General features: G+C 69.8%; 18 protein-coding genes and 1 pseudogene. 17 read left to right on the forward strand and 2 right to left on the reverse strand.

All coding sequences use genetic code 11. The annotated features are described in order from the left end of the window. Positions 1–24: 24 nt before the first annotated feature. Both B1H55_RS05845 and B1H55_RS13010 read left to right on the forward strand, forming a co-directional pair. Positions 25–870, forward strand: coding sequence for a metallophosphoesterase family protein (locus B1H55_RS05845; protein ID WP_077241084.1), 846 nt, complete (start codon positions 25–27; stop codon positions 868–870). Positions 871–875: 5 nt separating this feature from the next. Continuing rightward, positions 876–1,571, forward strand: coding sequence for a 4'-phosphopantetheinyl transferase family protein (locus B1H55_RS13010; protein WP_269459590.1), 696 nt, complete (start codon positions 876–878; stop codon positions 1,569–1,571). Between the two features lie 319 nt (positions 1,572–1,890). On the opposite strand, the pseudogene B1H55_RS13085 reads toward B1H55_RS13010, so the two are convergent. Next, a pseudogene (locus tag B1H55_RS13085) lies at positions 1,891–2,056 on the reverse strand (transposase); the annotation flags it as partial. A gap of 552 nt (positions 2,057–2,608) precedes the next feature. After that, positions 2,609–4,267, reverse strand: a complete 1,659-nt coding sequence (locus B1H55_RS12295) for an ATP-binding cassette domain-containing protein (protein ID WP_143221427.1) — start codon at positions 4,265–4,267, stop codon at positions 2,609–2,611. 442 nt (positions 4,268–4,709) lie between these two features. On the opposite strand from B1H55_RS12295, the gene B1H55_RS05870 reads away from it, so the two are divergent. From B1H55_RS05870 to B1H55_RS12820, 15 genes are all read left to right on the forward strand, one after another. Then, complete coding sequence (locus B1H55_RS05870; protein WP_077241086.1) at positions 4,710–5,567, forward strand: SDR family oxidoreductase; 858 nt, start codon at positions 4,710–4,712, stop codon at positions 5,565–5,567. Between the two features lie 175 nt (positions 5,568–5,742). Then, the gene (pyrR, locus tag B1H55_RS05875) at positions 5,743–6,378 is read left to right on the forward strand and encodes a bifunctional pyr operon transcriptional regulator/uracil phosphoribosyltransferase PyrR (RefSeq protein ID WP_077241087.1); all 636 of its coding nucleotides are present in this window, start codon (positions 5,743–5,745) and stop codon (positions 6,376–6,378) included. Next, positions 6,375–7,379 carry an aspartate carbamoyltransferase catalytic subunit gene (locus B1H55_RS05880; protein WP_077241088.1) on the forward strand — a complete coding sequence of 335 codons (1,005 nt, stop codon included), beginning with the start codon at positions 6,375–6,377 and terminating at the stop codon, positions 7,377–7,379. Before pyrR ends, B1H55_RS05880 begins: the two co-directional genes overlap by 4 nt. Further along, positions 7,376–8,680 (forward strand): dihydroorotase, encoded by a 1,305-nt coding sequence (locus tag B1H55_RS05885; protein ID WP_077241089.1) that lies wholly within the window; start codon positions 7,376–7,378, stop codon positions 8,678–8,680. Before B1H55_RS05880 ends, B1H55_RS05885 begins: the two co-directional genes overlap by 4 nt. A gap of 143 nt (positions 8,681–8,823) precedes the next feature. Continuing rightward, positions 8,824–10,140 carry a glutamine-hydrolyzing carbamoyl-phosphate synthase small subunit gene (carA, locus tag B1H55_RS05890; RefSeq protein ID WP_077241090.1) on the forward strand — a complete coding sequence of 439 codons (1,317 nt, stop codon included), beginning with the start codon at positions 8,824–8,826 and terminating at the stop codon, positions 10,138–10,140. Between the two features lies 1 nt (position 10,141). Further along, a complete protein-coding gene (carB, locus tag B1H55_RS05895) occupies positions 10,142–13,486 on the forward strand; it encodes a carbamoyl-phosphate synthase large subunit (protein ID WP_080461634.1) in 3,345 nt (1,114 codons plus the stop codon). A gap of 9 nt (positions 13,487–13,495) precedes the next feature. Beyond that, positions 13,496–14,446 (forward strand): orotidine-5'-phosphate decarboxylase, encoded by a 951-nt coding sequence (gene pyrF, locus B1H55_RS05900; RefSeq protein ID WP_077241091.1) that lies wholly within the window; start codon positions 13,496–13,498, stop codon positions 14,444–14,446. 208 nt (positions 14,447–14,654) lie between these two features. Then, complete coding sequence (gene mihF, locus B1H55_RS05905) at positions 14,655–14,966, forward strand: integration host factor, actinobacterial type (RefSeq protein ID WP_017178635.1); 312 nt, start codon at positions 14,655–14,657, stop codon at positions 14,964–14,966. A 299-nt stretch (positions 14,967–15,265) separates the two neighbouring features. Then, positions 15,266–15,901 (forward strand): guanylate kinase, encoded by a 636-nt coding sequence (gene gmk / locus B1H55_RS05910; protein ID WP_077241092.1) that lies wholly within the window; start codon positions 15,266–15,268, stop codon positions 15,899–15,901. A gap of 9 nt (positions 15,902–15,910) precedes the next feature. Next, the gene (locus B1H55_RS05915) at positions 15,911–16,405 is read left to right on the forward strand and encodes a rhodanese-like domain-containing protein (RefSeq protein WP_077241093.1); all 495 of its coding nucleotides are present in this window, start codon (positions 15,911–15,913) and stop codon (positions 16,403–16,405) included. Between the two features lie 203 nt (positions 16,406–16,608). Next, the gene (gene rpoZ, locus B1H55_RS05920; RefSeq protein ID WP_073454315.1) at positions 16,609–17,010 is read left to right on the forward strand and encodes a DNA-directed RNA polymerase subunit omega; all 402 of its coding nucleotides are present in this window, start codon (positions 16,609–16,611) and stop codon (positions 17,008–17,010) included. A gap of 13 nt (positions 17,011–17,023) precedes the next feature. Then, positions 17,024–18,418: a bifunctional phosphopantothenoylcysteine decarboxylase/phosphopantothenate--cysteine ligase CoaBC gene (gene coaBC / locus B1H55_RS05925; RefSeq protein ID WP_077241094.1), complete on the forward strand. Its 1,395-nt coding sequence runs from the start codon at positions 17,024–17,026 to the stop codon at positions 18,416–18,418. A 92-nt stretch (positions 18,419–18,510) separates the two neighbouring features. Beyond that, positions 18,511–19,713 carry a methionine adenosyltransferase gene (gene metK / locus B1H55_RS05930; protein ID WP_077241095.1) on the forward strand — a complete coding sequence of 401 codons (1,203 nt, stop codon included), beginning with the start codon at positions 18,511–18,513 and terminating at the stop codon, positions 19,711–19,713. A 53-nt stretch (positions 19,714–19,766) separates the two neighbouring features. Beyond that, the gene (locus B1H55_RS05935) at positions 19,767–21,824 is read left to right on the forward strand and encodes a primosomal protein N' family DNA-binding protein (protein ID WP_158083324.1); all 2,058 of its coding nucleotides are present in this window, start codon (positions 19,767–19,769) and stop codon (positions 21,822–21,824) included. Between the two features lie 143 nt (positions 21,825–21,967). Continuing rightward, positions 21,968–22,543: an excalibur calcium-binding domain-containing protein gene (locus B1H55_RS12820; RefSeq protein WP_073454309.1), complete on the forward strand. Its 576-nt coding sequence runs from the start codon at positions 21,968–21,970 to the stop codon at positions 22,541–22,543. The last annotated feature ends 152 nt before the right edge of the window (positions 22,544–22,695 follow it).

Below are 22,695 nucleotides of genomic sequence, written 5' to 3' on the forward strand. Positions count from 1 at the left end.
GGTGTTCTGGGTGAGGACTTGTTTATGTCGTGCGTCTCGTGTCTGCATCCTCATGTGCTTGCGTTGAGTGACCTGCATGTGCATTATGAGGCTAATCAGGAGGTTGTGGCGTCATTGGTGCCGGAGCATCCGGAGGACTGGCTTGTGGTGCCTGGGGATGTTGGTGAACGTGTTGACGAGGTCGTCTCGGTGCTGGAGGCGCTGGCGGCCAGGTTTGTGCGGGTGGTGTGGGTGCCCGGTAACCATGAACTGTGGGCTCGTCCGGGAGATGGGGGCGGTCTGCGGGGGCAGGCTAAGTATGAGGAGCTGGTCAGGTGCTGTCGGGAGGTTGGTGTCCTGACGCCGGAGGATCCGTTTCCTATCTGGAGGGGTCCGCGGGGGCGTGTAAGTCGTGTGGTGCCTACTTTTCTGTTGTATGACTATTCGTTCCACCCGTCGTGGTTGTCGTCTCAGGAGGCCTATGAGCGTGCTGTCGCGGCTGGGCACATGCTGACCGACGAGGTGGTGCTGCATCCTGACCCTTATGCGAGTCGGGCTGAGTGGTGCCGGGAGCGGGTGCGGGTGACTGAGGGCCGTCTGGCGGCGCTGCCGCGTGGTGAGCCAATTATGGTGGTCAACCACTATCCTTTGAGGGCTGAGCCTACTGCTCATATGTTCTCGCCTCATATCCCGTTGTGGTGCGGTACACGGCTGACTGAGCGATGGCACCTGCGCTACCCGATTGATACTGTGGTCTATGGGCACCTGCACATGCCGAGTTCCAGTGTGGTCGACGGGGTGCGTTATGAGGAGGTTTCGTTGGGTTATCCTCGGGAGTGGAGTGGGCGTTCCCGGACGCCGGGGCTGCGGCGCGTCAGGTGCGGCTCGTGAGTGGTGTGTCCTTGAGGGAGTTGGTACCGGGGTGTGTCCGGGTTAGTGAGCGTCGTCATGATGATGATCCTGAGCCGTTGTATCCTGAGGAAGTTGCTCACATCTCTCGGGCGGTGCCGAAACGGCGGCGTGAGTTCACTACGGTTCGGCGCTGTGCGCGCGAGGCGCTGGGAGAACTGGGGTTCGGTCGGCCCCCTATGGTCCCGGGTGAGGCGGGCTCACCGACCTGGCCAGATGGGGTGGTGGGAAGCATGACCCACTGCGTCGGCTACCGGGCCGCGGCTGTCGCGCTGGCTGGTGAAGTGTGCACGGTAGGTATCGACGCCGAGCCCAACGAGAGGCTGCCTGCGGGGGTGCTGAGGGCTGTCGCCTCAGAGGATGAGGCCGAGCGGCTCCGGCTGCTCCTGGCCTGCCGTCCTGACACCGCCTGGGACAGGCTCCTGTTCAGTGTCAAAGAGAGCGTGTACAAGGCGTGGTTCCCTCTGGCGCGCCAGTGGCTCGGCTTCGAGGAGGCCGACGTCGTCATCGACCCCTCGGGAGGCTTCTGCGCGGCCCTGGCCAGGCCTCTCGCCCTGGGCGCGGGGAGGGAGACCTGGGAGCTGTCAGGAAGATGGAACTGCGACGCTGGCCACCTGCTGACCTCGATCGTGATCTTCGCGGCTGAGGACACTGGGGCATTTGATAGCTCCGGGACTACCTAGATTCTGTGGGCACGAGGGAAGTGCCGTGGGGTTCTGTGGTGCGTGCACTGGAGTAAGTCGTGTTATTCGGACACCGGGAGATTTTGTTCTCCCCTGATCCGATAGGATGGAGTGCGATGTTTCAGAATTTGGGTGACAGTTCTGCCTCAGGACATCGGTGACGATTGGGGGCTCTTGCGGGATCTGCCGCCGAGCCTGGTCTGGTCTTCGACGAGGTGGCCCTTGGAGTGCCTGTCGCCTGTCCTTGGCGGGCTTGCCGGTGTTCTTGGCCCGTTTCCTTGACCCGTTGGTGGGCTCGTTTGTCCTCGATGTCGCAGATCGCCAGCCATAGGAGCTTGACGGCGGCGGCGACCTTCTTGCGGTCCCGGTCCCCGTAGGCTCGCGTTGCGCATCGAGGAGCGGATCAGGTGGACCATGCAGGTCTGCACCACCGAGTCGGGCCAGGTCGCCTCGATGGCCTCGGGAAGTCCCAGCAGGCCTTCGCATTCCTCCGCGGCGCTTCGCTCTCAAGCGGGAGATGCCCCCACTACGATCAGCACGTCGGAGATGCTGCGGTTCGGTTGGCCAGGTCGGCGCACACATGGCCCAATAATGAGGCGCCCTCGGCGGCCTGCTCGGCCGTGTCGTCGACCTCGCCGACACCTGACTCCTGACACTTGGAATGGGATCTTGGATAGTCCCGGGTTTTGTAAAGAGGTTGTTGTCACGTGACGGCCGGTTGATCATCGCGGTGAGTGTCATAGTAGATCTCGGCGACGGCCGGGGCACGACAGGGGGACTCCACCAGGAGCGCACCTGACCATGGTCATGGCCTCCCTGGTCGTCGTCCGCCACCTCCGGGACGCCACCGGCATGGCCATCAAGAAGATCATCCAGCAGACCCGCCGCCGCACCCAGGACGATCCACCCCCAACCGGCGGGACGGGTAGAGTGTGGGCCATCGTTGAGGTCCTCGACATCATGGTGAGTCTTGAGCAACCTCATGATCACCCAGGGCCTCGATCCCGTCCCACCCGTGACGCGCCTCCTCACCCCGGCTACCCCCTCAAACCGGGAGAGCCAGAAGGGCAACCGAAGCCCTTCGGCGGACTAGTGAGTTCAAATAGACCGTGGCTGGTAAGCTCAATCCAACGATTGACTGATATATTGTAAAGGAACTCAATATCGTGGCTTATTACCAAAATAGCGCCAGAAAACTGAGTCAGCATTTCCTCGACAGCTCTCAAACTGTCGATGTCTAAACTATTTGTCGGTTCGTCTAAGACAATTAACTGCTTTGAATGTTTAGACAAAAGGATTTTAGAAAGAGCTATCCTAAATCTTTCGCCGCCAGATAAGTCTCGCACCAATTCGTTCGAACGACTCGCGCCGAATGATAACCGAGCGAGAACGGAGAATATCTCTTGATCGTCGTAGTGGTCGAGTGAAGATACGAGCTCCTCTCTGATTGAATTGTCATCATTTAAATGTGAAGAATTCTGAGTGAGGACGGCCACCCGGGATGAATTCGTTCCGACGATCTCGCCCCAAGCGCGAACGTGAAGGCAGGGACTTTCGTCGATGATGCTACGTACTAGCGTAGATTTTCCTATCCCATTATCCCCAAGCAGGGCAACTCGATCTTGACCTCCTATATAAGTACTCCAACCTTTAACGTCCGAAAGACGCAGAATTTTATCAGACTGCAGATCAGGGCTGTCGAGAAGTCCTTGTAAACGGATTTGTGGCAACTCGATCATTTCTGATGCTGCAATATTGCGTTCTGTTTCCGCTCTTTGTTTTCGGTTTAGAAGCCGAGCTCTCTCTCGTCCCGATGAGGCTTCAGAGCGGCTTTTGAGCCCGTTCATCGACATCTTAGAACTTCGCTTATTCGATGCTGCGGAGCGATCTTTTTTACTCCTCGATGCCTGACGTCTTTCAAGAGCACGGACTTCTCTATTTACTCTACTCACTTCTTTGGAGGCGTTAGAAATCCTCTGCTCGCGCTGACTGCGCCTCGACTCGTTCATCGCCAAATAATCGGCATACGTCCCCCGGACAACCGTGAGTTGGCTTTCTCTTAACTCCCATATCACGTCAACATATCGGAGGAGTCTGCGGTCATGCGTCGCAATAATGACGGTATATTTGTAGTTGGTGAGAAAACTGATCAAAAGTTGTCTTCGGGCAATATCCAAGTTATTCGAAGGCTCATCGAGAAGGACTATTTTTGGCTGATGAAGTTCTAGATATGCAAAGGTAAGTGAAGCATATTCGCCGCCAGAAATATTCGAAATGGGTCGATCTAACGGGATCGAAGGAAACCATATAGAACGAATCTTGTCCAAACGATCGATTAAATCCCACCGTCCCTCGAGGAGCGTCAAATCATTCGATAGAACATCTCCTTTCATTATCCTGTTATATGCCAGAAGATAATTCTCGACCTCGAGGAACTGCGCGACTGTGCGCATATCGTTGGGTGCCACGGCCTGTGCCATGTAATACGGCTGCGAATTCGTAACGATTTTCCCAACCGTAGGACGAATTTCGCCGGCAATGATTTTGAGAAGAGTACTCTTGCCAGCGCCATTAGATCCAATCAGGCCGATGATCTCCGAGTCTGCTGCGAATGATATCGACTTAATGACTTGAACGTCCGAACCAAAATCGTGCGAGATGTTAGTCCCTTTGAGCGCGGAAGGTGGAGCGGCCATAATAGTTCCTCTTCAACTAGCAGCGAAAGTGAATCGACGACGAGAAGATCCGACTAATTTGTATTGCGTATAGCCGGCTGCTCGGAGCATGAGTTCGACTTCCTGCTGGCTCCGAATTCTTCCCGAAACTGCGCATGCGAGGGTTAATTTTCCGACAATGTCGGCACGATCGGATGGCGATCGTCAACCGCGTTGTCGACTGGTTTATGGTATCACAAAGCAGTTCGTCGTGGGCGGTTTCGATTTGGGAGCGTAGCGGGTGCTGTGCACACGAGGCTTGACGTTGCGGACACCGGGAAGGGCGGGAGGGGCGGCTGGGCCGGGCCGGGCTGTCAGGATTGGTGGTGCTTGAGTCATCCAGTTCGTCCAGGGGCGGGCTCGCCTCCCCACACCGTCCCCAACCGTCCGCGCCCCGTCGACGGCGCCGGGCTAGGCTGATCGCATGAGCACCCGCATCGCTGTCACCGGCGCGACCGGCCACGTCGGCGGCATGGCCGCCGACATCCTCCACACCGGGGGCGTGCCCGCTCGTCTCCTCGTGAGGGACCCCTCCCGCGCCCCGTCGTGGGCCGACGATGTCGTGGTGGCGCCCTACGGCGATCAGGAGGCCTGCAGGGCCGCCCTGGAGGGGATCGACGTCCTCCTCATGGTCTCGGCGCACGAGGCCCAGGACCGGCTCGAGCAGCATCTGTCCCTCATCGGGGCCGCGCGCGAGGCCGGCGTGGGGCACGTCGTCTACACCTCGTTCCTGTCGGCCGCCCCCGACGCCGTCTTCACCTACGCGCGCACCCACTGGTCCACCGAGCGGGCCCTGGAGGCCTCCGGCATGGGATGGACCTTCCTTCAGGACTCCTTCTACGCCGACGACTTCCCCGAGTTCGCCGTGAACGGCGTCATCGCGGGACCGGCGGGGGACGGGCGCGTGGGCGCCGTCGCCAGGGCGGACGTCGGCCGCTGCGCCGGCGCGGTCCTCCTGGACCTCGCAGGCTCAGGGCGGCGCCCGGCATCGGCGCACGACGGCGCCACCTACCGGCTCACCGGCCCGGCGTCCCTCAGCCTGGCAGAGATCGCCCAGGTGCTCACCGAGCACGGCAGCCCCACCGTCTACCGCGCCGAGACGATCGAGGAGGCCTACGCCAGCCGCGAGCCGTACGGGGCACCGGACTGGGAACTGGACGGCTGGGTGAGCACCTACACCGCCATCGCCTCCGGGGCCCTCGACGTCGTCACCGACGACGTGCGAGCCCTCACCGGTCGGGAGCCGATGCCCTTCGCCGACCTGCTCGCCGCGCGGGGGTGAGCGCCCCTCCGCCCGATCCCGGAAGGCTCGAGGCACGCCTGCTGTCGCGCGTCACGTGGCCGGCATCACAGGCCCATGATGCGGTCGCGCCCGGCCGGGCGACCCGCCACGCGCTAACCTCAACCCGCCAGACATCCTTTAAGTCCGTCCGGAGAGGCGGGGAAGGGGGGCCTTCATGGCCACGAATCTGTCAGGCGCCAGTGCTGGCGCACCCACGAGCGGGAAGAAGATCCTCGGCGATGCCGAGATCGCGCGCTCCCTCCTGCGCATCGCGCACGAGGTGATCGAGCGCAACCGCGGATTGGAGGACGTGGTCCTCCTGGGCATCCCCAGCGGGGGAGTGCCGCTTGCGCACCGGCTGGCCGAGGCCCTCGCCGTCGCCGCCTCGACCAGCACCGCGATCGATCCCGCCGCCAACGGCGACCCCATGATCGAGGTCGGCACCCTCGACATCACGATGTACCGCGATGACCTGGGCCGCCACCCCATCCGCGTGCCGCGGCCCACCACCATTCCCGCCGGGGGCATCGACGGGCGCACCGTCATCCTCGTCGACGACGTCCTCTACTCGGGCCGCACCATCCGCGCCGCCCTGGACGCCATCGGCGCCATCGGCCGCCCCTCCTCCGTGCAGCTGGCCGTCCTCGTGGACCGGGGCCACCGCGAGCTGCCCATCCGCGCCGACTACGTCGGGAAGAACCTGCCCACCTCCCGGTCCGAGAAGGTCGTCGTCGCGCTCACCGAGCTGGGCGCCGCCGCGGACGCCGTCACGATCCAGACCATCCCGACCAGCGAGGAGGCCGCCCGATGAAGCACCTGCTGAGCGCCAAGGACCTGGACCACGACGAGACCGTCATGGTCCTCGACACCGCCGAGGCGATGGCCGCCACCCAGAAGCACGCCGTCAAGAAGCTGCCCACCCTGCGGGGCAAGACCATCGTCAACCTCTTCTTCGAGGACTCCACGCGCACGCGCCTCTCCTTCGAGGCCGCCGCCAAGCGCCTGAGCGCCGACGTCATCAACTTCTCCGCCAAGGGCTCCTCCCTGTCCAAGGGCGAGTCCCTCAAGGACACCGCCCAGACGATCATGGCCATGGGCGCCGACGCCGTCGTGGTGCGCCACAGCGCCTCGGGCGCCGCCCACCTCCTGGCCCACGCCGGCTGGATCAACGTCCCCGTGCTCAACGCGGGCGACGGCACCCACCAGCACCCCACTCAGTCGCTCCTGGACGCCATGACCCTGCGCCGCTGGTACGCCCCCGGCGGACCCGCCAGCGGGGCCGGGCGCGCAGCCGACGGCTCGCCCGCCCCCCAGGGCCGCGACCTGGACGGCGCCCGGGTCATCATCGTCGGGGATGTCCTCCACTCGCGCGTGGCCCGCTCCAACGTGGACATGCTCACCCACCTGGGGGCCCGCGTCACCCTCGTCGCCCCGCCGACCCTCCTGCCCGTGGGCATGGAGGACTGGCCCTGCGAGGTCTCCTACGACTTCGACGACGCCATCGCCTCCGTCGAGCCCGACGCCGTCATGATGCTGCGCGTTCAGCGCGAGCGCATGAGCGCCGCGGGCGGCGGCTTCTTCCCCAGCCCCGCCGAGTACTCGCGCGCCTACGGCCTGGACGCCCTGCGCCGGGCCGCCATGCCCGAGCACGCCATCGTCATGCACCCCGGGCCCATGAACCGCGGCCTGGAGATCACCGCCGAGGCCGCGGACGACCCGCGCTCGCGCATCATCGAGCAGGTCGGCAACGGGGTCTCCGTGCGCATGGCCGCCCTCTACCTCCTCCTCGCCGACGAAGGGAACCAGCTGTGACCGCCCACCTCATCACCGGTGCCCGCCCCTACGGCGAGGACACCGCCGACATCCTCATCATCGGCGGCGCGATCGCCGCGATCGGCCCCGACGCCGCCGCCCAGGCGCCCGCCGACGCCGCCCGCCACGACGCCACCGGCCTCATCGCCCTCCCGGGCCTCGTCGACATCCACACCCACCTGCGCGAGCCCGGCGGCGAGGACGCCGAGACCGTCTTCACCGGCACCCGGGCCGCCGCCGTCGGCGGATACACGGCCGTGTTCGCCATGGCCAACACCAACCCCGTCCAGGACAACGCCGGCGTCGTCGAACAGGTCCTGCGGCTCGGCCGCGAGGCCGGCTGGGTCGACGTCCACCCCGTGGGCGCCGTCTCGGCGGGCCTGAAGGGCGAGCACCTGTCCGAGATGGGCGCGATGGCGGCCTCCGAGGCCCGGGTGCGCGTCTTCTCCGACGACGGCAAGTGCGTCTCCGACCCCGTGCTCATGCGCCGTGCCCTGGAGTACGTCAAGGCCTTCGACGGCGTCATCGCCCAGCACTCCCAGGACCCCCGCCTCACCGAGGGATCCCAGATGCACGAGGGGGCCCTGTCCGCCGAGCTCGGCCTGCGCGGCTGGCCCGCCGTCGCCGAGGAGTCGATCATCGCCCGCGACGTGCTCCTGGCCGAGCACGTGGGCTCGCGCCTGCACGTGTGCCACCTGTCCACCGCCGGCAGCGTCGACATCATCCGCTGGGCCAAGGCCCGGGGTATCAACGTCACCGCCGAGGTCACCCCGCACCACCTCCTGCTCACCGATGAGAAGGCGCGCACCTACTCACCGCTGTACAAGGTCAACCCGCCGCTGCGCACTGCCGAGGACGTCGAGGCCGTCCGCAAGGCCCTCGCCGACGGCACCATCGACGTCGTCGGCACCGACCACGCCCCCCACCCCGTGGAGGACAAGGACTGCGAGTGGGCCGCCGGGGCCTTCGGCATGACCGGCCTGGAGACGGCCCTGCCGATCATCATCGCCACGATGGTCGAGACCGGCCGCATGACCTGGCGCGATGTCGCCCGCGTCTTGTCCACCACGCCCGCCCTCATCGGGCGCGCCGAGGATCAGGGCCAGGGGCTCGACGCCGGGGCGCCCGCGAACCTCTGCCTCGTCGACCCGGCGGTCAAGCGGGTCGTCGACCCCGCTGCCCAGTGGACGCGCTCGGCGAACAGCCCCTACGCGGGCATGGAGCTGCCCGGCCGGGTCATGGCCACCTTCCTCCACGGCCGCCCCACGGTCCTGGACGGCAGGCCCGTCGAGGCCGCCTGATCCAGCGCCCCCTCCGGCGGGCGGCGCCCCTCGCGCCGCCCGCCGGTCCGGCGCGCCCCTGCCCATCCCTCCCCGACCCCGGACGCTCCCTGGGCCCAGGGCCCCTCCCACCCGCCCCACCACTCACCCCTCAGGAGCCGCATATGGCAAGCAATGGAAGCGCCGGGGCCGCCACGGCCCCCGGCCCGACGGGCACCGCCGCCAGGCCCCCCGCGATCCTCGTGCTGGAGGACGGCTACGTCCTGCGCGGGCGCGCCTACGGCGCCCAGGGCCGCACACTCGGCGAGATCGTCTTCAACACCGGCATGACCGGCTACCAGGAGACCCTCACCGACCCCTCCTACCACCGCCAGATCATCGCGATGACCGCGCCGCACATCGGCAACACCGGCATCAACGACGAGGACTCCGAGTCCGCGCGCATCTGGGCCGCCGGCTTCATCGTCCGCGACCCGGCCAGGCGGGCCTCGAACTGGCGCTCTCGCGGCGAGCTGGAGGACGCGCTCATCGGCTCCGGCGTCGTCGGCCTATGCCACGTGGACACCCGGGCGCTCACCCGCCACCTGCGCGAGCGCGGCGCCATGCGTGCCGGCATCTTCTCCGGCGACGCCCTGCCCATCGGCGCCGCCCATGAGGGGCCGGGTTCGGCCGCCGCCATCGACATCTGCCTGGACATCGTCCGCAGGAGCCCCACCATGGCAGGCCGGGCCCTCGCCGGGGAGGTCACCACGTCGGCCGGCTACGTCGTCGAGCCCGACGGCGCCTTCGCCGGGCGCGAGCCCGTCGCGGTCGTGGCCGCCATCGACCTGGGGATCAAGAACCGCACTCCCGCCCAGCTCGCCGAGCGCGGCGCGCGCGTCCACGTCCTGCCGCAATCCACCACCCTTGCCGAGATCCTCGCCCTGGACCCTGACGGCGTCTTCTTCTCCAACGGCCCCGGCGATCCCGCCACCGCCACCGCCGAGGTCGAGCTCCTGCGCGGCGTCCTGGACGCCGGCATCCCCTTCTTCGGGATCTGCCTGGGCAACCAGTTGCTCGGCCGGGCCCTGGGCTACGGCACCTACAAGCTCGACTACGGGCACCGCGGCATCAACCAGCCCGTCCTCGACCGCACCACCGGGAGGGTGGAGATCACCTCCCACAACCACGGGTTCGCCGTCGACGCCCCCATGGGCGCCCCCACGACGGCGCCCTTCGACTCCGGGCGCTACGGGCGTGTCGAGGTCAGCCACGTCGGGCTCAACGACGGCGTCGTCGAGGGTCTGCGGGCCCTCGACATCCCCGCTTTCTCCGTCCAGTACCATCCCGAGGCCGCCGCCGGCCCCCATGACGGCGAGCACCTCTTCGACCGGTTCATCAGCCTCATGCGCGCCCGCCGCAGCGCCGCGGGCGCCCCGGGCGCAGGCGGCGCGGTCCCCGCCCATCCCGATACCCCCATCAAGCCCGCCAAGGAGGCCTGAGATGCCACTGCGCGACGACATCCGCTCCGTGCTCGTCATCGGCTCCGGCCCCATCGTCATCGGCCAGGCCTGCGAGTTCGACTACTCGGGCACCCAGGCCTGCCGGGTCCTGCGCGCCGAGGGGATCAGGGTCATCCTGGTCAACTCCAACCCCGCCACCATCATGACCGACCCGGGAATGGCCGACGCCACCTACATCGAGCCCATCACCACCGAGGTCCTGACCACCATCATCGCCCGGGAGCGGCCCGACGCCCTGCTGCCGACGCTCGGCGGTCAGACCGCCCTCAACGCCGCGATGGCGCTCGTCGAGGCCGGCGTGCTGGAGCGCTACGGCGTCGAGCTCATCGGGGCCAGCGCCCAGGCCATCAACGCAGGTGAGGACCGCGACGCCTTCAAGAGCGTCGTCGAGCGCTGCGGTGCCGAGGTCGCCCGCAGCGTCATCGCCCACACCCTCGACGAGTGCCATGCAGCGGTGGAGGCCCTGGGCGGCTACCCCGTCGTCGTGCGCCCCTCCTTCACCATGGGCGGGCTGGGCTCCGGCTTCGCCCACAACGCCGAGGACCTCGAGCGCATCGCCGGCACGGGCCTGGCGGCCTCGCGCACCACCGAGGTTCTCCTGGAGGAGTCGATCCTGGGCTGGAAGGAGTACGAGCTCGAGCTCATGCGCGACACGGCGGACAACGTCGTGGTGGTGTGCTCCATCGAGAACGTCGACCCCGTGGGCGTCCACACCGGCGACTCGGTCACCGTGGCCCCGGCCCTGACCCTCACCGACCGCGAGCTCCAGCGCCTGCGCGACATCGGCATGGCCGTCATCCGCGAGGTCGGCGTGGACACCGGCGGCTGCAACATCCAGTTCGCCGTCGACCCCGCCACGGGCCGCGTCATCGTCATCGAGATGAACCCCCGGGTCTCGCGATCCTCCGCCCTGGCCTCCAAGGCCACCGGCTTCCCGATCGCCAAGATCGCCGCCCGCCTGGCCGTGGGCTACACCCTCGACGAGATCCCCAACGACATCACCGGCTCCACGCCCGCCTCCTTCGAGCCGGCCATCGACTACATCGTCGTCAAGGTGCCGCGCTTCGCCCTCGAGAAGTTCCGGGGCGCCGATCCCACCCTTACCACCACCATGAAATCCGTCGGCGAGGCCATGGCCATCGGGCGCTGCTTCACCGAGGCCCTGCTCAAGGCCATGCGATCGATCGACAAGCGCGGCTCGGTCTTCCACTGGGAGGGCCCGGCCCCCGACGCCGAGGCCACGGCCGCGCTCCTGGAGGCGATCCGCACCCCCACCGAGGGCCGGCTCATCGAGGTCCAGCAGGCCATCCGCGGCGGCGCCACCATCGAGGCCCTCCATGAGGCCACCGGCATCGACCCCTGGTTCCTCGACCAGCTCATGGCGCTGGAGGAGATCGCCGAGTCGGTGCGCCAGGCGCCCGCCCTGACCCCCGAGCTCCTGGGCGAGGCCAAGCGCCACGGCCTGTCCGATCAGCAGATCGCCGTCCTGCGGGGCATCGGCGAGGGGACGGTGCGCGAGATCCGCCACGCCTACGGCCTGCGGCCCGTCTACAAGACCGTGGACACCTGCGCCGCCGAGTTCGCCGCTCGCACCCCCTATCTGTACTCCAGCTACGACCTGGACACGGAGGTGGCTCCCCGGGAGCGCGAGGCCGTCATCATCCTGGGCTCGGGGCCCAACCGCATCGGGCAGGGCATCGAGTTCGACTACTCCTGCGTCCACGCCACCATGGCGCTGGCCGAGCGCTACGAGACCATCATGGTCAACTGCAACCCCGAGACGGTCTCCACCGACTACGACATCTCCGACCGCCTCTACTTCGAGCCGCTCACCTTCGAGGACGTCATGGAGATCTACGAGGCCGAGCTCGCTGCGGGCCCCGTGGCCGGCGTCATCGTCCAGCTCGGCGGGCAGACTCCCCTGGCACTGGCCGCCCGGCTCAAGGCCGCGGGGGTCCCGATCCTGGGCACCAGCCCCGAGGCGATCGACGCCGCTGAGGACCGGCAGGTCTTCGGCGGGGTTCTCGAGCGCGCCGGGCTCGCAGCCCCCGCGCACGGCACCGCCCGCTCGAGTGAGCGCGCCCTGGCCGTTGCCGAGGAGATCGGCTACCCGGTGCTCGTGCGCCCCAGCTACGTGCTCGGCGGGCGCGGCATGGAGATCATCTACGAGCGCGCCGGCCTGGTCGACTACCTCTCCCGCGCGGCCGCCGAGGCCGGGGGAGCCGAGGCCGTCTTCGCCGCCGGTCCACTGCTCGTGGACCGCTTCCTCGACGACGCCATCGAGATCGACGTCGACGCCCTCTACGACGGCGAGGAGCTGTTCCTGGGCGGCGTCATGGAGCACATCGAGGAGGCCGGCATCCACTCCGGGGACTCCTCCTGCGTGCTGCCCCCGATGACCCTGTCCGACGCCGAGATCGCCCGCATCCGCGCCGCCACCGAGGCCATCGCCGCCGGTGTGGGAGTGCGCGGGCTCATCAACATCCAGTTCGCCCTCATGAGCGGCACGCTCTACGTCATCGAGGCCAACCCGAGGGCCTCGCGCACCGTGCCCTTCGTCTCCAAGGCCACCGGCGTCGCCCTGGCCAAGGCGGCCGCCCTGCTCATGGCGGGGGAGTCCATCGCCCAGTTGCGCGAGCGCGGGGCGCTGCCCGCCGAGGACGCCTCCACGCCCGGCATCCCCAGCGTCATCGCCGTCAAGGAGGCCGTGCTGCCCTTCAAGCGCTTCCGCACCCGCTCCGGGCGAGTCGTCGACCCGATCCTCGGCCCCGAGATGCGCTCGACCGGCGAGGTCATGGGCTGCGACGTCGACTTCCCCAAGGCCTTCGCCAAGTCCCAGACCGCGGCCTACGGCGGCCTGCCCAGTCAGGGCGCGCTGTTCGTCTCCGTGGCCGACCGCGACAAGAGGGCGATGATCCTGCCCGTGGCCAGGCTCGCCGAGCTCGGCTTCCAGGTCTACGCGACGAGTGGAACCGCCCAGGTGCTGCGGCGCAACGGGATCAGCGCGACGCCCGTGCGCAAGCTCAGCGAGGGCGTCGGGGAGCACGGGGAGGACACGATCGTCGGCCTCATCGAGTCCGGCGCCATCGACATGGTCGTCAACGTCCCGAAGGGCCAGGGCGCCCGGGCCGACGGCTACGCGATCCGCGAGGCCACCACCAGCGCGGACAAGCCGATCATCACCACCGTCCATCAGCTGCAGGCCGCCGTCCAAGCGCTCGAGGCCCAGCTGCGGGGGGCCTTCTGGGTGCGCAGCCTCCAGGAGATGCGCGCCCCGGCCCCGAGTCCCGCCAGCGCCCCCACCGACGCGCATCACGACGACTGAGGAGACACGATGAGCCACGAGCCCAGCGCCGGTACCACTGCCGTCGGCATCCCCGCCCGGTCGGCGGGAGCCCCCCGGGATGCCGAGGAGACCGGTTCTCCCGGCATCCTCCCCTTCGGCGCCCGGCTGGCCGCCGCCATGGACGACCACGGCCCGCTATGCGTGGGCATCGACCCGCACGCCGCGCTCCTGGCGGCCTGGGGCCTGACCGACGATGCCGCGGGTCTGCGCGAGTTCAGCCTGCGCGTCGTCGAGGCCATCGGCGCCCGGGTGGCCGCCGTCAAGCCGCAGTCCGCCTTCTTCGAGAGGCACGGCAGCGCCGGCATCGCGGTCCTGGAGGAGACCCTGGAGGCGCTGAGGGACGTGGGAGCCCTGTCGATCCTCGACGTCAAGCGCGGGGACATCGGCTCGACCATGGGCGGCTACGCCCAGGCCTACCTCGTCGACGCCGCCCCCCTGGCCGCCGACGCGATCACCGTGTCCCCCTACCTCGGCTACGGCTCGCTCGCCCCCGCGCTCGAGGCCGCCGGCGCCACCGGGCGCGGCCTGTTCGTGCTGGGACTGACCTCCAACCCGGAGGGCGCCGCCGTGCAGCACGCCACGGCCTCCTCGGGCCGGGCCGTCGCCGCGATGATCGCCGACGGCGCCACCGCCTCCAACGCGGCGGCGCGCGCCGCGGGCACCCTGGGGAGCATCGGCCTCGTCGTCGGCGCCACCATCGGCGACGCCGCGCGCGACCTGGGGATCGACCTCGCGGCGACCAACGCGCCGCTGCTCGCCCCGGGGGTCGGCGCGCAGGGGGCCGGGGAGGCGGAGCTCGCGAGAGTCTTCGGGGCGGCGCGCGCCCAGGTGCTCGCCTCGACGTCGAGGGGCGTGCTCGGCGCCGGTCCGGATCCGGAGGCCCTCCACGGGGCGGCCGGACGTGCGGCATTGGAGGCCGGAAGGGCTCTGAGGAGGTAAAACGACACGCCAGCGTTCTGTGTCGCTCATCACTTGCATGAGGGCGTTGTGCGGCTGTAATGCCCCTGACCTGCGCGGGTAGCCGGAGCGTTACGGTGTCCGGAACGATACCTCGTAACGTCTTCGCAAAACTGCCCGTAATGGACGGTTTCGGGTCATAACCTTTCATCACCGCACAAAGTGACCGATATGAAGGAGATTACAGGTCATGGCGCTTCCCACACTCACCCCCGAGCAGCGGGCCGAGGCCCTCGCTAAGGCAGCCGTCGCGCGCACCCGCCGCGCGGAGGTGAAGATCGCACTCAAGCGTGGTGCGATGAGCCTGTCAGAGCTCTTCGACCTCGCTGCGACCGACGAGGCGATCGGCAAGATGAAGGTCCTCGACCTTCTCCAGTCGCTCCCTCGTGTTGGCTCGACGACGGCTCACGCCCTCATCGAGGAGATCGGGATCTCCGAGTCCCGTCGTGTCCGCGGCCTGGGGGCGCAGCAGCGCGCTGCCCTCCTGCGCCGCTTCCACTGAGCTTCCCCGGGTTCCCTCCCTGACGAACTCAGCACCCTGAAGGCTCCCCGCGATCGCCATCGGCGACGCGGGGAGCCCTCTTCTGCGCGCTGGTCTCGCAGCGACAATGTGGATGCGCCTCGGGGTTGCGGACGTGTTCGGGGTTTGCGGACGCGCGGCGGGGTTGCCGACGCGTCCCCGGGGCGCGTCTGCAACCCCGCCGCGCGGTGACAACCCCGCCGCGCGTCCACAAGCGCAGCCAGCCTCCTGAGCCCCGCAGGGTTTTCCGGCGACGGCGCCGGATGCCCCATGATGGGGCCATGACGCCCGCGACGCCCGCGACCCCCGCAGCATCCCCCGTGACTCCGCCAGCGCAGCCGACGGTGCGGCCGACGGCCAGACTCTCCGTGATCGCCGGGCCGACCGCTGTCGGCAAGGGGACGATCGTCGCCGAACTGCGCGACCGCCACCCCGAGCTCTTCGTCTCCGTGTCCTGCACCACCCGCCCGCCGCGCCCGGGCGAGCGCGACGGCGTCCACTACCGCTTCATCGACGACGCCGAGTTCGACGCACTGGTCGAGCGCGGAGACATGCTCGAGTGGGCGCTCGTCCACGGCGCCCACCGCTACGGCACCCCCCGGGGCCCGGTGGCCGAGGCCCTCGCCCAGGGGCGCCCCGCCCTCCTCGAGATCGACCTCGCCGGGGCGCGGCAGGTGCGCGAGTCCATGCCCGACGCCCTGTTCGTCTTCGTCGCCCCGCCCAGCTGGGAGGCGCTCGTCGAGCGGCTCGTGGGCAGGGGCACCGAGGGCGCCGCCGAGCGGGAGCGCCGCCTGGCGACCGCCCGCACCGAGATGGCGGCGGCGGATGAGTTCGACGTCGTCGTGGTCAATGACACGGTGGAGCGCGCCGCCGCCGAGCTCGAGCGCCTCCTCGGACTGGCCCCCGCCCTCTCCTAGGATCGGGCCATGGCTCTCCCCACGCTCCTCACACTCCCCGCGCTCCCGGCGACGGCCGCGGCCGGGAGCGGCGCCGATGCCCATCGGAGCAGGCGCCGCGTCCTCCGTCTCATTCCCGCCGCGGCGGTGGCGGGCCTGCTCGCCGCCTGCTCCTCCGAGGACGGCCCCTCCCGGGCCTCGGCGGCGACGGCCGACCGGCCCGCCTCCCCCCAGCCGTCGGCGAGCCTCCCGCCGGGCGGCACGATCATCGACGTGCGCACCCCCGAGGAGTACGCGCAGGGCCACCTCGAGGGCGCGATCAACATCGATGCCGGCTCCGCCGACTTCGACGCCGCCATCGACGCCCTCGACCGCGGCGCCGACTACGCCGTCTACTGCCGGTCGGGCAACCGCTCGGCCGCAGCGGCGCGGGCCATGAGGGACAAGGGCTTCACAAGCGTGCTGGACCTCGGCGGCTTCCAGCAGGCCTCGCTGGCCCTCGGCGTCCCCATCGTCACAGGCTGAGACGGGCACCACGGCGCCCCGGCGCGGAGCGGGTGGTGAATCCCCGCTCCCCGAGGCGCTAGGATGTTCTGGCCCGGCCCATCGGCCGGAACCGGCCAGCACCGGCTAGAACCGCGGGTGCACCCCGGCGCTCACCACCCCCCGCTCGCCGCGGCGGGGGCCGGTCGGCCCGTCGACACCCGATCGATCCGAAAGAGGAGCTCATGCTCGGAACCTCCCCCCAGCCCGAGGGCATCACGAACCCGCCGATCGACGACCTCCTGGAGAAGGTCGACTCGAAGTACGGGCTCGTGGTGGAGGCCGCCAAGCGCGCCCGTCAGATCAACACCTACACCCAGCAGCTGGAGTCCAATCAGTTCGAGTACTTCGGCCCGCTCGTCGAGGTGGCCCCGGAGGAGAAGCCCCTGGGCATCGCCCTGCGCGAGATCGCCGAGGACAAGCTCCAGGTCATCAGCGGCGAGGAGGCCCGCGCCCGCCGCGCCGAGGCCGATGCCGCCCGCCGCGCCGCCGAGGAGGACATGTTCTCCGACATCTCGCTGGACACGGCCGTCACCTTCGACGAGACCGAGAACACCGGCTCCGGCGTCGACAGCATCGAGTTCTGACGCGAGCCCGCCCGTGCCGCAGCGCAACGAGGGAGCGCACCGCGCCGCGACCCCCACGGGGCCGCGGCGCGTCGTCGTCGGCGTGTCCGGCTCCATCGCCGCCTACAAGGCGCCCACCATCATCCGGCTCCTGCGCGCCCAGGGGCACGAGACGCGCGCCGTGGCGACCGAGGCGGCCCTGCGCTTCATCGGCGCACCCGCCCTGGCGGCCGTCAGCGGCGGGCCGGTGGGCACCGGCGTCTTCGACGACCCGGCGGCCGTCGAGCACGTCGGACTGGGAGAGTGGGCCGAGCTCGTTATCGTCGCCCCCGCCTCGGCCGACCTGCTCGCCCGCATTGCGGCCGGCCGCGCTGACGACCTCCTCACCGCGACGATCCTGACCACCACCGCGCCCGTCGTCCTCGCCCCCGCCATGCACACGCAGATGTGGGCCAACGCCGCGACGGTCGAGAACGTCGCCACGCTGCGGCGTCGCGGCCTCATCATCATTGAGCCGGACATCGGTCCCCTGACCAGTGGGGACTCCGGCGCGGGGCGCCTGCCCGACCCCGAGAGGATCGTCGCCGGGGCGCTGGGCGCCCTGGCCGGGGCCGCCGGCGCCGCCCACCCCGGTCCCGCCGACACGGAACCGCGAGCCTGCCGGGGCCCGCTCACGGGGCGCCGCATCGTCGTCTCCGCCGGCGGTACCCATGAGCCCATCGACCCCGTGCGCTTCATCGGCAATCGGTCCACGGGTCGCCAGGGCGTGGCCATCGCGAGCGCCGCCGCGGCGCGGGGGGCCGACGTCGTCCTCGTCGCCGCCAATATCTCGCCCGAGGTCCTCGCCCCACTGGGCGGGGCGACGGCGGCGCCGGGGGCCGGGACCGCCCGGACCGTCGGGGCCCCCACCGCCCTGGACATGGAGGCCACCGTCCGCTCGGAGGCCTCCAGCGCGGACGCCGTCGTCATGGCGGCCGCTGTGGCCGATTTCCGGCCGGCCCATCCCGGCGGCGCCAAGATCAAGAAGCACCGCCTGGCCAGTGGCGCGCGGCCGGCCGGGGGCCGGGCGGAGGAGCCCGCTGATCCCGGCGCGGGGATCCCGGCGCCCATCGAGTTGGTGACCAACCCCGACATCCTGGCCGGGCTCGTCGCCGACCCGCCCCGGCCCGGTCAGCTCATCGTCGGCTTCGCCGCGGAGACCGGGGACGAGGAGGGCGACGCCCTCGAGCACGGCGCGGCCAAGGCCCGCCGCAAGGGCGCGCACCTGCTCGCCGTCAACGCCGTCGGCGATGGCAAGGGGTTCGGGGACGTGCCCAACGCCGTCGTCGTCCTGGACCCCCAGGGCGCTGAGGTGGCCCGGGGCGAGGGCACGAAGGCGGAGATCGCCGAGCTGCTCCTCGACCTCATCGCCGAGCGACTTCCCCGCTGACCGGCACCGGCCCGGACGGGCGCCGAGGGCACTGCGGGAGGCGCGATGAGGAGGCGGTCATTCATGTCGGGGGCCGTGGTTAAGATGCGGCTGTGACATCCCAACTGCGCCTCTTCACCTCCGAGTCGGTCACCGAGGGCCACCCGGACAAGGTCTGCGACCGAATCTCGGACTCCATCCTCGACGCCATCCTCACCCAGGACCCCGATGCGCATGTGGCCGTCGAGACCATGGTGACCACGGGGCTGGTGCATGTGGCGGGGGAGGTCACCACCTCGGCCTATGTGGAGATCCCGCAGATCGTGCGCGATGAGATCGTGCGCATCGGCTACGACTCCTCCGACGTCTGCTTCGACGGCCGCTCCTGTGGCGTGTCCATCTCCATCGGGCAGCAGTCGCCGGACATCAACGCCGGCGTCGCCGAGGCGTTGGAGGTGCGGGACGACGCCGCGGACCTCGACCCCCTCGACTTCCAGGGCGCGGGGGACCAGGGCCTCATGTTCGGCTACGCCTGCACGGACACGGCCGCCCTCATGCCCCTGCCCATCCACCTCGCGCACAGGCTCGCCGAGCGCCTGGCCGCCGTGCGCAAGCAGGGAATCGTGCCCGGCCTGCGCCCCGACGGCAAGACGCAGGTCACCATCGGCTATGACGGCGATCGCCCCGTGAGCATCGAGAGCATCGTCATCTCCACCCAGCACGATGAGGACCGCAGCCGCACCTGGCTCACCGACGCCCTGGCGGCCGAGGTCATCAACCCCGTCATCGGCGTCGAGCAGGCCGCGGGCATGGATGTGGCGGTCGACGGCATCGAGCTGCTCATCAACCCCTCCGGCCAGTTCGTCATCGGCGGGCCCACCGGGGATGCGGGCCTGACCGGCCGCAAGATCATCGTCGATACCTACGGGGGCATGGCACGCCACGGAGGCGGCGCCTTCTCCGGGAAGGATCCCTCCAAGGTTGACCGCTCCGCCGCCTACGCCATGCGCTGGGTGGCCAAGAATGTCGTCGCCGCCGGGCTCGCCACCCGCTGCGAGCTCCAAGTGGCCTACGCCATCGGCGCCGCCCGCCCCGTGGGCCTCTACGTGGAGACCTTCGGCACCCATACCGTTCCCATCGAGCGCATCCAAGCCGCTATCGACGAGGTCTTCGACCTCCGCCCCGCCGCCATCATCCGCGATCTCGACCTCCTGCGCCCCATCTACGCGGGCACGAGCGCCTACGGCCACTTCGGTCGGCCGGGCTTCAGCTGGGAGGGCACGGATCGCGCCGAGGCGCTGCGCGCGGCGCTCTGAGCCCGGCAGGTACCGCGCGATGGGCGAGCCGATGACGGGCTGATGACAGGCCGATGACAGAAACTGCCCGGCAGGGCGAGCTCATCGCCGCCCCCGCGCGCCCCGAGCGCCTCGTCGCCCCGTCCGACGGCGTCGTCGACCCGGTGGCCAGGGTGCTCCTCGACACCCCCGTAGCACACCTCGACCGGCTCTTCGACTACCGTGTTCCCGCCGCGATCGACGCCGACGCCCAGGTGGGCACGCGCGTGGCCGTGCGTTTCGGCGGCCAGGAGGCGCACGGGTGGATCTGGGAGCGAAGCTCGACCACCACCCATCCGGGCGCGCTCACGCCCGTGCGCAGAGTCGTCTCCGACCTGCCCGTTCTCACTCCCGCCACCATGCGCCTGGCCGAGGCCGTGGCCGAGCGGAGCGCGGGGTCCCGCCCCGATGTGCTGCGCGTGGCCATCCCGCCGCGCCACGCCCGCGCCGAGGCCTCCGCGAGAGAGGCCCCCGCCGCCGCGCTGCCCGACTGGCCGACCCCCGAGGCCAGTGGATGGGCGGTGTACGACGGCGGTGAGGACATGCTGCGATCCCTCGCCGACGGCGGCTCCCCCCGGAGCGCGGTCACCGTGCTCCCGGGGAGGGAAGGCGTCACTGCGCCCTGGCCCCAGCTCCTGGCCGACGCCGCCCGTGCCGCGCTCAGTGCCGGGCGGGGCGTGCTCGTCCTCGTCGCCACCGTCGAGATGGCCGAGGATCTCGCGAGAGCTCTTACGGCGCTCCTGCCGGGGGAGCCCGTGGCCGTCCTGGCGGCGGACCACGGTCCGGCGCGCCGCTACCGCGCGTTCACCCGCCTGCTCCTGGGCCGCGCCCGTGTCGTGGTGGGCACGCGCAGCGCCGCCTTCGCGCCCGTGGCGGACCTCGGCCTGGCCGTCATCTGGGACGACGGCGATGACCGCCTCGACGAGCGCCACGCCCCCTACACGCACGCCCGCACCGTGCTCGCCCTGCGCTCGAGCCTGGAGGGCTGCGGCCTGCTCATCGCCTCCCATGCGCGCAGTGTCGAGGCCCAGGCCTATGTGGAGCGCGGGTGGGCCGCGAGCCTCGCCGCCCCCAGGAGCGTCGTGCGCGCCGCGGCCCCGCGCGTGGAGGTCCCGGGCGTGGAGCTGGAGGCGGAGGGGGCCTCCGGCGCCGCCCGCTTCCCCTCCTTCGCCCACCGGGCGGTGCGCGCGGCCGTCGAGGCCGGGCCCGTCCTCATCCAGGTGCCGCGCGGGGGCTACGCCCCGCTCGTGGCCTGTGATCGCTGCCGGGCACCGGCGCGCTGCGCCACCTGCGGCGGGCCGATGACCATGGAGCGCGGGGGAGCGATGTCCTGCCGGTGGTGCGGGCGGGCCCCCCACGGATGGCACTGCGAGAACTGCGGGTCCGACCGCCTGCGGATGCGCTCCGTCGGCTCGGCGCGCACGGGGGAGGAGCTGGGCAGGGCCTTCCCCGGCGTCGGTGTGGTCGTCTCCGGGGCGAGGGAGGACCACGGCGTCATCGCGGAGGTCGATGACTCCCCGCGGCTCGTCGTCGCCACCCCGGGGGCCGAGCCCATCGCCCAGGGGGGCTACCGGGCGGTCATCCTCATGGATGCTGGAGCCCTGTCCTCACGGGTGGATATGGGCGCCACCGTGGAGGCGGTTCGCCGCTGGACGAACGCGGCCGCGCTGGCGGCGCCCGGCGCGCGGGTCATCGTGCTGGGGGGCCCGGAGCCCGTGGCCGCGCAGCACTTCCTGCGCTGGGACCACGAGGGCTTCGCCCGGCGGGAGCTGGCCGAGCGCGAGGAGCTGCACCTGCCGCCGGCATGGCGCACCGCCCGCCTCGACGGGCCTCGCCGCGCCGTCGAGGACCTGCTCATGGCGGGGCAGGCCGAGGGCTATGAGGCACTGGGGCCCGTGGAGGCGCCGCGCGCGGGAGCCGGGCGGGTCAAGGACTCCGTACAGGCCTCCCAGGCGACCCACCGGGGAGTGCTGCGCGCGCCGGTGCACCGGGGGCGCGAGCTCGCCGTCTGGCTGCGTCACCGCCTGCGGGACCGCTCCGCCCACCGGGAGGACCCCATCCGCGTCGAGCTCGATCCCACCCGCCTTTGGTGACGATTCAGTGACACTGGCGGATCAGCAGGATTCCGGTGCTACTTTCTCCAATGATGGGTATCCCACCCTCCCCAGAGTGATGTCCCTGTCCCGAGCGGCGCTCATGCCGCGAGATTCCCTTCTCATTCCCCCAGGAGCCATCCATGCTGCCCCTCCGCCGTTCCCTCGCTATCGCTGCCTGCGCAGCGCTCGCCCTTCCCCTGCTCGCCGGATGCGATACCGACGCAGCCTCGTCGACAAAGCCAACCCCGAAAGCTGTCGTGGCCTCTGATGCCAGCACTGCGGAGGCCGAGGCGAGCCGCGCTGCGGCTGAGGCTGAGGCGTCCCGGCAGGCCGAGGCCACCAGACAGGCGGAAGTGAGAGCCTCCCAGGACGCCGCTGCGACGCGGAAGGCAGAGGCCGAAGCGAGTCAGGCGGCCGCCGAGGCGAGTCGAGCGGCCAAGGAAGAGGCCGACCGTGTGGCTGCCGAGGCGGAGGCATCCCGCCAGGCAGAAGCCTCTCAGCAGGTGGAGCAGGAGTCGCCCTCCAGCCAAGGCCACCAGCAGATCGCCCCGTTCGCCGGTGGTGGCGGCTCATCATCCTCCGAACAGGGCGGCTCCGCCTACTACTCCAGCTGCAAGGAGGCCAAGGCGGCCGGCGCTGCGCCGCTCTACCGGGGAGAGCCCGGATACCGCCCCAAGCTCGATCGAGACGGCGACGGCATAGCCTGCGAGAAGTGACGAGCGCGCCTCACACTCTCTCGTGAACTTCCTGCCTCACTGTTGCGGCCCCGGCCTGCAGATACCGTCTCACCCCGCTCTTGCGCCCTCATACTGCGAGGATGAGACGGTATGTGCGGGCCGAGGGCGCAGGACGGGGCCGAGGGCGCAAG

It is taken from the genome of Actinomyces denticolens, assembly GCF_002072185.1.
Taxonomy (GTDB): domain Bacteria; phylum Actinomycetota; class Actinomycetes; order Actinomycetales; family Actinomycetaceae; genus Actinomyces; species Actinomyces denticolens.